4 protein-coding genes are annotated in these 13,662 nt (G+C 67.5%); all 4 read right to left on the bottom strand.

Annotation, left to right across the window (positions count from 1 at the left end; translation table 11 throughout):
• Nucleotides 1–15: 15 nt before the first annotated feature.
• The gene (locus tag E4T66_RS12150) at nucleotides 16–2,499 is read right to left on the bottom strand and encodes a hypothetical protein (protein WP_136849309.1); all 2,484 of its coding nucleotides are present in this window, start codon (nucleotides 2,497–2,499) and stop codon (nucleotides 16–18) included.
• A gap of 165 nt (nucleotides 2,500–2,664) precedes the next feature.
• Nucleotides 2,665–8,238 carry an Ig-like domain-containing protein gene (locus tag E4T66_RS12155; RefSeq protein WP_169577594.1) on the bottom strand — a complete coding sequence of 1,858 codons (5,574 nt, stop codon included), beginning with the start codon at nucleotides 8,236–8,238 and terminating at the stop codon, nucleotides 2,665–2,667.
• A gap of 64 nt (nucleotides 8,239–8,302) precedes the next feature.
• Nucleotides 8,303–11,218 (bottom strand): neutral/alkaline non-lysosomal ceramidase N-terminal domain-containing protein, encoded by a 2,916-nt coding sequence (locus E4T66_RS12160; protein WP_136849311.1) that lies wholly within the window; start codon nucleotides 11,216–11,218, stop codon nucleotides 8,303–8,305.
• Complete coding sequence (locus tag E4T66_RS12165) at nucleotides 11,218–13,662, bottom strand: hypothetical protein (RefSeq protein ID WP_136849312.1); 2,445 nt, start codon at nucleotides 13,660–13,662, stop codon at nucleotides 11,218–11,220. Before E4T66_RS12165 ends, E4T66_RS12160 begins: the two co-directional genes overlap by 1 nt.

Consider the following 13,662-nt stretch of genomic DNA (forward strand, 5'->3'; position numbering starts at 1 on the left):
TGAACGGACGCACGACTAGTCACCCAACCGCATCACGGCAATCTGCTGTGTCCGGTCCCGTTGCAGGCGCACTGCGTTGCGCGTCGTGGCGAAAGCGATCATCCCGTCGGCCAGTGCGGGCCAGGTATTGATGCCGCGACTTTCGATCAGATCGCCGGTACTCCAGCCGATGTCCACAGCGTAACGCGCGGTGACGATACGCCAGCGCCAGTCGGCGCTGCGCGTGTCGTACCACGCCGACACGACACTGCCGTCAGACTGCGCCGCCAGACTCGGATACTGGCTCATCGCCTCCGGCGCCAGCGCGACGGGCTCCGGTATCGACCAGCTCACGCCGTCGTCGCCGGACACCGCGGACTGAATCGACAGATTGCGGCCGGACGATTCCATCTCCTTGCTGTCCCAGGCCAGCACCATTTTCCCGTCGCCGCTCCACGCCAATGCCGGATGCCGATCTGCGCGCGCCGCGTCGCCGACGACCCCGGCGGCAAGCCATGCGCCATCATCACCGCGACGCATCACGCGGATCTGCCAGTCGTCCGGATCGGTCCCGCGCCCCGCGGTGGAGCCGGTCCACAGCGGATCGATGTCGTCGCGGTTGTCCTGGAAGGCCACCGCAATGCGTCCGTCGGCGGACACCGCCACGCGCGGCCACACCGACGCCGGATACAGCGCGGAACGTGTGTCGAAGAGCATCGGCGCCTGCACCGTCTTGCCCTCGGCCGAGAGATTCGCCGGCTCGGCGTCCTCGCCGACGACCTGCGCGAAAACATCGAAGGCCTTGCCCGCGCCGATCTCCTGCCAGACCACGACCGGACGACCGCTGGCGGTGATCGCGATGTCCGGCCGTTCGGCGCGGCCCTCGATCACGCGCAGCGCGATCTCGCCGCCCCAGCTGCGTCCACCGTCACTGGAATGGCGCAGGTAGATCGCCGGACGCCGCGGGATCTGGCTGGCGCGCTCGTCCTGCCAGGCGACCCAGACATCGTTGTTGCGTGCGGCGATCTTCGGAAAGCGCGCAGAGCAGGACGCCGGCGCCAGATCGACCGGCTCACCCCCCTCACCCATGCGTCGATAGACGACCTGCGTGCACGCGGGCCTGTGCGCCTCGGCGACCAGATGCGTCACGCCATCGGCCACCGCCACCGCCGGGAAGCCGCTGTAGTGTCCAATCTCACCCAGGGCGATCTCCGCGCCATCGTCGCCGCCCTGATCCGCCGGAATCGGCACCTCGGCCTGCGGATCTGCCGGCCCTGTGGAGATGAAGATCGGCGCCGAGACGGCGCGCAGCTGATTCGGCACCTGCTCCAGCAGGGTGAGCAGTGAAACCGGCAGGTCGTTGGTGTTGATGGCGGCAATGCCACCGGGTCCCCGCGCCTCGAGGCGATACCAGGTCGGCTCGGCCTCAGCGACGATGTCTTCCTGGTAGACCATGTCCGGACCCAGCGGCACATAGGTCTTGTAGGCACCCGCAATGCGGCCCGGCGACTTGTACAGCAGCAGCTGCGTGCCGGTGCCGTGCTCGATGCGGATCCGCAGACGCCCTGGCGTACCGGCCGGCACGAACACCTCGTCGCCGTTGATGGCTTCGTATTCGCCATCGTTCTGGAAATCCGCCTGCAAAGTCACCGTCGGTGACAGCGCCCGCAGCTCCGACGTGTTGATGCGCGTGCGCCCGCTGCGCATCCCGTCCAGCAGCGCGCGTTCGCTGAGGTCCTCCGCCAGCACCCCGGTGTACGGCATGCCGGGACCGGCAACCAGCCACAGCTCGCGAAAGTGATTGTCGCCGCCACCGACGATGCCGAAGCGGAAACCGGCGTTCCAGCGATTTTCCGCGTAGTCGATCTCGCCTTCCGGATCGCTGCCACGGTTCCAGGTTTCGACGTTGTCGATGCCGACGACGCTGGCCAGCACCGTTGGATGGTGATCCTCATCGTAGGAACCTTCCTCCGGATGCGCGATCGTCCAGCTCGCATCCTGCGAATGCGCATCCCACACCGACCACTGCAGGCGCTGGAACTCTGGTGCGCCTTCCGGATTCGCCCCCTGCACGATCGTGTCGATCGCACCGTGCACGGTCGAGTGCGGCGAACCATTGGCCTCCTCCCCCGGGATCAGCAGCAGCTGGTCGGAGGTCCACAACGGGTCGTAGTGCTGGTCGTAGGTGCGGTGATCGGTCAGCGGCATCCACTGCAGCCCCATGCGCTCACCCTGCGCGATCTGGTCGGCGACCGAAACGTTGCCAATGGCCCCCTGGTCGATCGCCTGACGGAAGAAGCTGCCGTCCGCCGAGTGATCGTCGTGTACATGGGCATCGCCGATGATCCATTCGCCTTTGGGCACTACGTGCGTCGGCAGCGGTGTGGGCGCCGGTGTCGGCGTGGGCCCTGACACGACGGGGCCCGCTCCAGACTCAACCGGAGCGCTGTCACCGCAGGCCGACACCACCAGCGCCGCACCGGTCAACAGCAGAACACGCGTCGTTGGCCAGACTCCCATGATTCAACTCTCCAGATCGATGACATCGCCGACGGCCACACCTGTGCGACCGCCGCGAAAAGCGCGCGATCATGCGGCGCGGCAATGACGCCGTGATGAAGGCACGGCGTCATCCGCGCCGCTGTCACGGCATCGATCCCGGCACCCGCAGCCGGAGCGTCCCCATCACCGCGTCACGCGCTGCGATGGCGCACCGTTGAACTCGCCGTACTGGTCGACGATGCCGCGCGTGTCGACGTAGGCGGTGTCGCCGGCGGTGATCGGTCCGGCGCTGACCCAGCGCTCGCCGTCGCGCTGCGCACTCAAGGTGCTGGTCGTGCCGCCGGCATGGCGCACGGTGATCGTCGCGCTGGCGACGTCCGCGGTATCCGCCCACGGCCGGAAGCTGCAGCGGTTGCAGTACTGCTGATGCTGCGCACGGTCCTCGCTGTTGTAGCGCTTGATGTTGCGGCGCGGGTCGATCCAGCTCAGCCCGCCTTCGTAACTGTCGGGATAGTCGATCGGCCCGACGACATAGCCGGGCTCATCCTCGGGCACCGTGTAGGTGCCGGCGTCGGTCGCCATGCTGTCGCGGAACTCACGGACTTCATGCACCGGACCGACCGTGAAGCTCACGCGACCATCGGCCTCGACGCGCAGATCGTCGACGCTGATGCCGCCCCAGGGCACGACCGTGAACGGCGCGCTTTCGAGGTGATAGTCCTCCAGACCAATCACGCCGCGCCTCTGGCCGTCGATGACGAAGCGATAGACACCTTCCGGCGTCACCGCCGGACGTGCCGCAACGGTCGGCAGCTCCGACACGAAGGCTTCGAAGCTCGCGGTCCATTCCCACTCGAACAGACCGGCACGCCATTGCACCAGGGCGACCGGATCGGGGATCGCGGCACTGCCGCCGGCATCCAGCGTGTCGGTCACCGGATTGGCGGGGATCTCCGCGCCACCCAGGCTCGGCAGGAAGCGCAGCTGCAACTGCACCTCGCCCTCCTGCGTGCCCCAGGTTTCCCACTGGCCGTCCTCCGCGCTGCCGCTGACCAATCGCTCCACGCGGACGTCCGGCGAACCGCTGTAGTTGGAGCCGCCGACGAAACGCACGGTGGCGGCGCCGAAGCGCGGCAACAAAGGTTCCGGCTGCTGGATCACGCGCGCCTCGCCGCCGTCGGCCGGCACGGTCAGATCGAAAGCGGCCGTGTAGCTGCGTGCGAGCACACCGAGCGTTTCGGCGAAGGCTTCCGCCCGCAGGCTTTCGACCTGATACAGCGCATCTAGCGGGTTGTACGGCGTGTCGGTGTCGGCACCGTTGAGCTTGGCCGCCATGCGCGACAGCCGTGTCGCCAGGAAGTCCGCACCATGCTGGCCCAGCGCATTGAGCGCCTTGCGGTAGTGATCATGCGCACGCATCTCGCGGTACTCGGGCATGTAGCCCCAGTAGTCGTTGGCCATGCCGACGCTGAGCACAAGGTCGTAGCCCTGCGCCGGGAATTCCTCGTGAGTGAAATTGCCTTTGATCTCGGACGTCGCCGGCGGCTCGGACTGCGCCCACAACGCATACGCCGGGTCTTCCCAGCCGACGGCATCGTTGTGGATCTGTGCGCGCAGACGCTCGACATCGTCGGCGTTGTCGAAGCTGCCGGGGATCTCGACGCCGGCTTCCGGATAGCGCGCGTTCTGGCGTGCGCAGTGTTCGGCAAAACGTGCATCGACTTCGCGCTCGCCACGCGCCTCGGCGACGCAGGCCCAGTCGAAGCCGTCCCAGACATTGCCGGCGACGCGATCCAGCCGCGAAGCGATGTTCAAGGCTTGCGAAGTGAACTGCTCGCAGGGACACATCGTCGCGACGACAGTGCCGAGCTTGAACACCTGCAGGTGGACGGCGGCGGTTTCCTGGATCGCCGTCAGCGAAGGGAAGCCATAAGTCGCCGGCACCGGCACGCCCGCGGCGAGCAGCTGGTCGCGCACCCCGGCCGGATCGATCGGCAGCACCTCCAGCAACGGATCGATCAGCGGCGCGGTAGCGTCGGCGACGTCATAGAAGCAATCCGGGAAGCCGAGCAGCGGCAGGCCCGGATGCAGCTCCGCGAACAGCGGATCGCTGAGACAGTTCGAGATCGTCGGCACCGGCTGCGACAACGGCGGGGCGAAACGCTCCGAGGTGTAGGCCACCGCGAACTGCGAGCTAAACGCGGCAAACTGCGTCGGGTCCTGCGTCCGGCCGTCCTCGATGCGCTTGAGGCCGTCGAGCACGGTGTCGGCCAGCAGGCGCGCTGCGCGGTCGTAGCCCGAGAAGTTCGACTCCTGGAACTCGCGGCGCTCGGCCGGCTGATGCACGCGCGTGTCCTTGTGCGGACCGGAAGCGCCGGTTTCGCGCTGGCTCATCACCGTGGTCGCACCGGTTTCGCGGTCGAGCACGCGCATCAGCGCATGCGTGATATCGCCGTTGACGATCTCCTCGCCCCAGACCCATTCCGGATGCACGCCGAAGATCACCCAGTTCGCGTAGGGCTTCGGATTGCCCGGCTCGCTGATGTCGTCGAAGCGCAGCACGCTGATCTGCTGCGTGGTGTAGTCGTAGGGCTGGCCGGCCGGTGTGCCGTCGTAGGCGGTCTTGGGACCGTAGGTGTGCGAACGCGTGTCGTTGGCGTGCATCGTGATACCGCCCATGCGCACCGGACGCAGCGCACGCACCGCATCCATCACCGCATCGGCCATCTGCTGCGCCATGTATTCGTAGAAGCGCAGGTCCATCACGTCCTGGAAGATCCAGGTGCCCCAACCCGGCGTCGAGTAGAACGGCGAGGTGTGGCTGTGCGAGGACGTGGTCGCCAGATTGCCGTCGGTCAGGCCACTGACCGGACCGGGCTCGACGCCGAGTAGCACCTGACGGTCGTGTTCGGCCAGCAGCTGCACAGTGCGCCGGTGCAGGAAGTCGTTCGGCAGATACAGGTCGTTGGCGGCGACGCCGACGCGGTGGCCGTTGCCGTCCTCGATCACCAGCGCGCGCGTGGTCACCCGCGTACCGAGCAGATCCGAGCCGACCTTCTTGACCGAATGCACGTAGGGATCGAAGCCGCGATCGTGCGCGATGCCGACGCCGGTGTCGGCGAACTGGCCGGCCGACGCGCCGAGGTGCCAGCTGGCGTCGCGCACCGCGACACCGGCGCGCGAAACACCGGTCGGTTGCGGCACCGGCGCATCGTCGCCGATCAGGCCGGCGAGCTGATCGCCGATCGCTTCGGATACAGAGTCCAGTCCGGCGCAGACCGCCTCGGGCGCGCCGGTGTCGCGACAGGCCGCGACCAGACCGGCGGCGGGACTGTCGAGGAATTCCGCCGGCGTTGCCGGCAGCAGCGATGTGGCCGGGTATTCGGCCGGCGCGGCGATACCGTCCAGCGCCGTCAGCAGCGGGCACTCCGCGTTCTGCGGCCCCATTTCGAAGCCGAGTTCCTCGGCCGCGTTCTGCACGGTGCAGACCATGTGGCGGCCGATCGTCGGCGACACCATCAGTGCCCAGTGATCCGGGCAGGCACTGTCGGGCGTCAGGCCCAGCGCGTCGAGCAACTGTTCTTCGGGGCAACCGCCGAAGTACAGCGCGCCCTCCTGGAAGGCCTGCAGATACTGTTCCGGCGTGTACAGCATGTAGCCGAGAAAATCGTTGGCCGCCCCGAGCAGGAAGTTCACGCGTGCGCCGGTGATGCCGCCGCAATCGGTATCGGGCTCGATGCCTTCGGGCAAGGTGTCGCAGTCGCGCAAGGCGTAATGCAGCTGCGGGAACGGCTCGCCCGGCATCGTACCTATGAAGGCGTCGCCGAGTCGCACCGCCGACGCGTAGGTGCCGATCACCGCGCCGGTGCTCCAAGGCGGCGCCTCGGCGCGCTCGATGCTCAGACTCGCGCCGACACCGGGCAGCGTCACCCGCGGCGCGTAGTTCGCCAGCAGGATCGGCTGCGCCAGCGGCTCGCGCACGAACACCGTCTTCACCGCCACGGTGTCGCCGTCGACTTCGCTGCGCGCGCTGAACGACGCGTCCAGCAGACTGCGCAGACTCGCACGCGCTTCAGCTTCGCGCTCGGCAGCGTCGCCGGTCTTGTTCCAGTCCATCGCGCCGAGCGCACCGACCAGTCCGATGCCGACACCGCCGCTGGTTTCCGCGGCGATCTGCGCGGCCCAGGCAGTCCAGTCGCCGGTCGCATCGACGTTGCTACTCGGTAGCACGGTCGCGTGCGGCGCGTAGTTCATCAAAGTGGCGATGCGGCGACCGCCACGATCCTCGGCAAACAGCACACGGAATTCGCGATCCGGATCGTCGGTCGGCGGACCGGAATACGAACCGGCGGTCGGCGGCCCCTGGATGCTCGACGCATACAGCCGTGCCGGCACGCGCTGCACATAGGCCTGCACGCCGGCGTCGACGGCGGACTCGGCCAGCAGTGCCATGTAGAACGAGGACAGACCGCCCCAGATGCCGATGGTGTCCGGCGCGTGATGCGAATGATCCGAGGTGACGACGATGTGATCCGCCGGCACCACCGCTGCGCCGTAGCGTTCTGCGAGACGCTGTGCGATGCGCTGACGGATGTCGTACAGGCCGTTCGGTCCGTTGCCGGCCTTGTACGCGGCGAAGTAGCCGATGTTGCTGGTCTTGACCAGGATAAAGCTCGACTCGCCGTCGCCCGTGATCGCGATCGCACCGGTGCGCAGCGGATCGTGTTCGGCCTGCGCGTCGCGTCCGCAGAAGGTGTCGTAGCCACCGAGACACACCGACCCCGGCTCGGGCAGGAACGACGCCGAGGTCTCGGCCGCGCCGACCTTGAACGGCAGCGCGCCGCCGTCGATCACCTCGACCGTCGCCGAACCCTCGTACCCGCCGACCTGCGCATGCACCTGCGTGCTGCCGCTGGCGAGCGCGGTCAGCACCCCGCCGGCATCGACCTGCGCAATTGCCGCATCGTCGCTGGCCCACTGCGCCTCGGCACTGCGGTCGATGCGTGTGCCGTTGCTGTAGGTCTCGATCGCGCTGAGCTGCTGCACTTCTCCCGGCGCCAGCGACAAGGCCGCCGGCTGCACCTGCAACGCCTCGAACTCGGCAGCGGTCACATTGACCGTCGCGTTCGCGGTCTGCTCGTCATAGCGCGCGCTGATCTGCGTGCCGCCCGGCGCCTGCGCCGTCACGGTGCCGGCGTCATCGACCGTAGCCACGTTCGTCGCCGCACTGCTCCACTCGGCCTGATCGCTGACGTCACGGCGCGCGCCGGTGTCATCGGTCGCGAACACCCGCAAGGTCTGCTGGCGTCCGGCCGCGAGCGTGGCCGATGCCGGCTCGATCGCCAGCGCCGCGGTCGACCCGGCCTGCACGGTCAGAAACGCCACGGCCTCATCGTCGCCCAGATAACCGCGGATCTCGGTGCGGCCGGCGGCCAGCGCCGTCGCCACGCCCTGCGCATCGATCGTCGCAACGCTGTCGTCCGAGCTGTCCCAATTCAAAGTGGACGTGTCGAGCGTTTCGCTGTGGCCGCGATCGTCGCGCGCCCGCGCCGCATACGCCAGTGTCTGACCGACACCGATGCTCGCTTCGCCCGGCGCGATCTCGATGCCGGCAGCCATTCCCGGCGCCACCGGTTCGCTGCTGCCGCAGGCGCTCAGCAGTGCCAGTGACAGGATTCCAAAGATGCCAGCGGCAATCGCCCGGAAAGTGCATGCGCGCGGCGGTACCGCGCAGATCGCGTCGTCGTGGTGATTCAAAGCTCCCCTCCAAATTCTTATAAAACAGATCCCTCCGGGCACTGCGCGCACCCGGAGGGACTGCCTACCGCTGCACCGAAATCCGACCCCAGTTGTCGTCGTGGTCATAGACGCGGATTTCGGCGGTCTCCCCCGCCCCCAGGTTCTGATTGCCTGCATTCAGGTTCGCACTGCAGGCGCTGCCGTCTTCCGTGCATTGCGCGGCAACGGCGTGCGTATTGCCGCTGGCATCGGTGACGACGACTTCGGCGCGCGCCAGACGCCCGTGCTGTGCCCACGGCCGGAAGCTGCAGGTGTCGCAGATGCGCGGATCGTTGTTGTCGGACACGAACGGGAACGGACTGTCGTCCTCGCTGCGCGGATAGACGATCGCCGGCACCGTGAAATTCACCATGTCGCCGCTGACACTGGCGTCATTAATCGCAATGCCGTCCCACACCGACACCTCGAATGGATCGGAGCAGAACGCATACGGCGTGAAGTCGAAGGACTGGCGGATGCGGCCGTCCACACAGAATCGATACGTGCCCGGCGGCGTGCTGTCGAGGCGCAACGGAAACGCGCTGTAGGCTTCGAAGCGCGCCGTCCAGAACCATTCCTGCAGACCAACATAGGTGCGCAGCACGCCGGGCACACCGTCCGGGAATTCCACCCGCACCGGCACTTCGCCGGTCTGGTCTGCGTAGGGCTGCCACTGCCCGGCTTCATCCTGGCGCTCGACGCGCACGCGCGGGTTGTCAGCCGCGGTCGAACCGCCGCGCCAGACGAAATGCGCGGCCGCGAAGCGCGTAATGTCCTGCGGCTGCGTGATCGGCTCGGCATCGCCGGCGTCATTGGGCATCGCCGACTGCCACAGTTCGTAAGCCGCGCCGCTAGCAGCACCGACAGTCATCGACAGCGTCTGCTGGCGCAACTCGTCGACTTGCGCCAGCGGATCGAGAAGTTCACCGGACAGTTCCGGACCACCCTGCAACCGCGCCGCCATGCGCACCAGCCGCGTGACCATGTAGTCCGCGGTGTGAGCGCCGTAGCTGGTCAGCGCCTTGCGGTAGCTGTCGCGGCTCATGTACTCGCGATAGCTGACGGTGTAGCCGTTGTAGTCGCCAGCGTGGCCAACGCCGACCACAAGCTTGTAGCCCAGCACGCCGAGGTCCTGGATTTCCTCCTTGGTGAAGTTGCCCCACAGCGCCGCAAGGTCGTCGCTTTCGGTGTTGGCGACCAGCGCATTCTCCGGTGCGTCCCAGCCGCGGGCGTCGTTATGCACCTGCGCGCGCATGTGCGCGATCGCATCCGGTTCCAAGTTGTCGCCGGGAATGCGCTCTGCATTGTTCTCCGGGTCAGTCGGGTCGAAATACTGCGCCTGCAACACGCAGGCCTGCGCGTAGGCGGGATCGTCACGATACTCGGGCAGCAGGCAGGCCCAGTCGAAGCCGTCGTAGATATCGCCCTGCGTCTGGTTCAATCGCGATTCCAGATTCAGGATCAGATCCGACTGCGCCTCGCAGGCGCAGGACGCCAACAGGATGTCGCCGATGCGCAGTACCTGCAGCTTGAGCCGCAGGTTTTCCTCGACCAGGCCAACCGCCGGCGCGTCGTAGTGATCCGGCAGCGGAATGCCCTCGGCCTGCAGGGTCGTGAACAGCCGCGCGGTGACGCCGGTCAGTTCGTTGTCGCCGGGGAAGCCGAGCCGATAGCAGTCCGGCAGCCCCAGCGCCGGCACGCCGGGATCGCCGGCGACCGTGGTTTCGGTGACGCAGTTGGAGACACTCGGATACGGGTGCGAGACCGGTCCCGGCGTCCACACCGTCAGCATGTCGACGTCGAAGTCCGCGGTGTACGGGATCAGCGCAACCCCAGTGCCGATCGCGGTCCAGGCCCTGACGATGTCGTCGGCCAGAAAGCGCACGTTGCGCTCGGTCTGCACATAGCCCTCGTGCGCCCAGTCGCGTAGCACGCCTTCGCCGAAGGCGCAGTCGTCGGATTCCGGCGTTTCGGCGTCGGACGACCAGCGCCCGCAGACGGAGGCATCGTCGGCCAGCAACTCGGCATCGTCGCCACTGCTCTCGGCGCTGCCGACGTCGCCCTGACTGAACACCAGCGGCGCGCCGGTCTCACGTTCGACCATGCGCTCCAGCGGGCCGAGGAAATCGGCGCTGTGCAGATCGTGCGGATCGAGACTCTCCGGATGCTCGCCCCAGTTGATCCAGGTCGCCAGCGGACGCGGGTGCGCTGGATCACTGAGGTCGTCAAAGCGCAGCACGACCAGACCGTGGTCGTTGTATTCGAGCGGGTAGCCCGCCGGCGTGCCGTCGTCCGCAGTCGCGGTGCGCACGATGTTGCCCTTGTAGACGCGGTGCTGGATCTGCGTCGCGCCCATGCGCGCTGGCTTGAGGTTCGCCGCTGCGGTCTCGATCGCCTCGGCCATCTTGCGCGCCTGGTTCTCGAAGAAGCGCGCGTCGAACACGTCCTGGAACAGGAACAGGCCGACCGCCAGAGTCGCTGCGTAGGCCGAGCTGTGGTTGTGCGTGACGTGATACAGGATCTGTTCGTAGCCGACGCCGGAGTCACCCTGGTCCAGCAGCTGGCCGACGCGGCGCAGCAGCATGTCCTGCGCCAGATAGTTGTCGGTCTTCAGCAGCGCGACGCGCTTTCCGTTATTACCTTCGATGACGATCGCGCGCGCGGTCAGGCGCGACTGCACGCCGTAGCTGGCGTGCTTGAGCTTGTGCGTCAGGAAGGGATCGACGTCGTTGCCGGCGACGGCGCCAAACGTGTCGGTGGCGTAGTCGCAGTATTGACCGGCGCAGTAGCCGACGTCCGGCGTCATGTCGACAACGCCGACACCGACGCGTACGCGGCTGGTCGGCGGCGGTTCGACGCCGGCGCCATCACCACCGCCCTCAAGCTGCGGTACGGTTGAGCTGCCGCAGCCGATCAGCAGCAACGACAGTGCAACAACGATGATGAGGCCCTTGCGCATCACGGCAGCGGCACCGCGACCGACTGCAGTGCAAAGCGCGCGACATTGGCGTAGGGCTCGGCAAGATTCTGCGGCTGCGCGCTTGGCACGATGAACTGCCACTGCTCGCCGTCGACCTCGGTCGTCGTCAACGGCGAGAACAGGTTGTCGGTGTCGTGCGTGACGAAGAAGTGCAGTCCGTGCGCGGCATGCGCGCCCTGGCGCTGCGTGCAGTCGAGATCCTCATACGTCAGCGCGTCGTTGCCGCTCGCCGCGCGTGCGGCGGCGACGTAGGCCTCGCGCACCTTGTCGTCACCGGAGTTGTCGCCCGGGAACGGCCGCGACACCGGGTCGTCGCCGGTGCCGTCGTCGAGGCAGGCGTCGTCGCGGTAGTACGGCACGACCAGCGGATTCAGCAAGGAAGTCGCGCCGCGCAGCAGGAAGGTATAGACCAGCGAACCGCCGTCGCCCTTGGCCGCGATCTGTTCCCAGTTGTCGAAGGCCAGCGGCAGATTGAAGGTCGGGTCCGGCACGTCGAGAAACGCGGGGCAGCGGCCGTCGGCGTTCGGTGAGGTGATGCCGTCGTCGAGCGACGGACAGAAGCCGAACAGCGGCGTGAAGCCGTCGACGTTGCCGATCTCGTCGTTGACACCATCGATCGGCACGCCCTGCGGCCGCAGGATCGTGTAGTAGCGCCCGCCCGGCACGCCCGCAGCGGCTTCCTCGGCGGTCGGCACCATTGCCGAACGGTTGTAGTCCCAGGAGGTGTAGAGACCATCCGGCGGAATCGGATGCACGCGGATGCGATAGCGGTAGGCCACCGCGTCGCGATAGAAGGTTTCGGTCTTGGTGACGTTGGTGCCGGAATCCGCGCCCCAGACTTCGCGGATGCAGCGCACCGGTCCGCAGCGCTCGCCGAGCAGGCTGGCGTTGCCTTCCCAGTTGACCTGCTCGTCCTCGAATCCGACCAGCGAGATCGTCGAGTCCGGCGACTGCTGGAATGCGCGTCCCTTCCAGCGGTCGATCAGGTCGGGACGCGTGTCCCAGTAGACGTCGGAATCGACGACATCCTCCGGCGCGCGGATGCGCAGGTCGCGCACCATCCAGCGGCCACTGGACTGCCAGCGGTAGTTGGCCGTGGTGACGGTGACATCGTCGCGCGGGAAGCGGTCGGTCGAGGCGCAGCGGTAGCCGCCGTCGACCGCGCTGCACTGCTCCGGATCGCCGAAGTAGTCGTCGAGGCTGGCGACGCAGATCGCGCCGCTCAGGTTGGCGCCATAGTTGGTGTTGCTGGTGCCGAGCTTCTCCGGATCGTCATCGGCGAAGCGGTAGCGATCGATCCACTGGTCGGCGTCGGCGCCGCGGGCGTAGTGCACGTAGTGCTCGTCCTTGAACCGCGAGCCACCCTCGACCTGGAACAGGTAGACATAGCGCTGCGTCTGCGGCGCGAGCGGATCGATCAGCGCGATCTGCTGTGCCGCGCCGTCGACGCCCTCGGGCCGGCTGTCGCCCGGCGCCATCTCGCCGGCATCGGCGGCCATGAACACGATCTCGTCGTCGTTATCCAGACCGGGCACGGGGTCCGGCGTCGGCCCGGCGAGGCCTTCGTTGACACCGTTGTTGTCGGGATCGGCGTCGTAGGCCTTGCTGCAATCGCCCTGCGTCATCGCCCAGGCTTCGGTGTCCCAGACGTAGCTGGTTTCCGGATCGGTGCCGGAGTAGATCGAGAACGTGCTGTTGCCGTTGGCGAGGAAGTACGGCATGCGCTCGTCGACCTGCACCGGAATCTCGACCCAGGCGCCGTCGCGCCAGGCGTACGCCGCAATCTGCTCGACCGGCACGCCGCCGACAACCGTCTCGCCCTGCACCGGATAGATCAAGGTGCCGTTGTGCGCGTCGCGCACCGGCGCGCTGTTGGGCACCAGCGAACGCAGCAGTTCGAGTATCGGCGCACAGACCTGATCCAGCGGTGCCGGACACTGATCCAGGTACGCACCGGACGGATAGACGTTGGCAATGCCGAACGCCGCCGGCGCGCTCCAGCCCGGCAGCAGTGCCCCGGGCACGACGACCGCCTCGACCTCGCGCCGCGCCGCCAGCGCCTGCTGCAGAGTTGACGGCAGATCCTGCGCCAGACCCAGCAGATCCTCCGGGCTCTGCGCTTCCGGCAGCGCCGCGAGATTCGACGCCAGATTACCGAGCGCCGTCTGCAGCGCCGCGCCACCGGCGGCGACGTCGCCGTCGAGCAGTGCCGCGGTCACCGTGTTGGCGTCAGCACTGAACTGTGCGATGGCGCCGAGCACGCCGCCGCCGTAGCCGTCCGGCGTCTGCCCGTCCGTCGGACCTTCTTCGCCCGGTGTCGCGGTGTCTTCAGGCGCGGTGCTGCTGCGACAGCCCCCCAGCATCAGGGCACCAACCATCAGGGCACTGGCCATCAGCGCGACCGCCATCTTGTCCATGCGCAT

Source organism: Sinimarinibacterium arenosum, from assembly GCF_005047655.1.
Lineage (GTDB): Bacteria > Pseudomonadota > Gammaproteobacteria > Nevskiales > Nevskiaceae > Solimonas.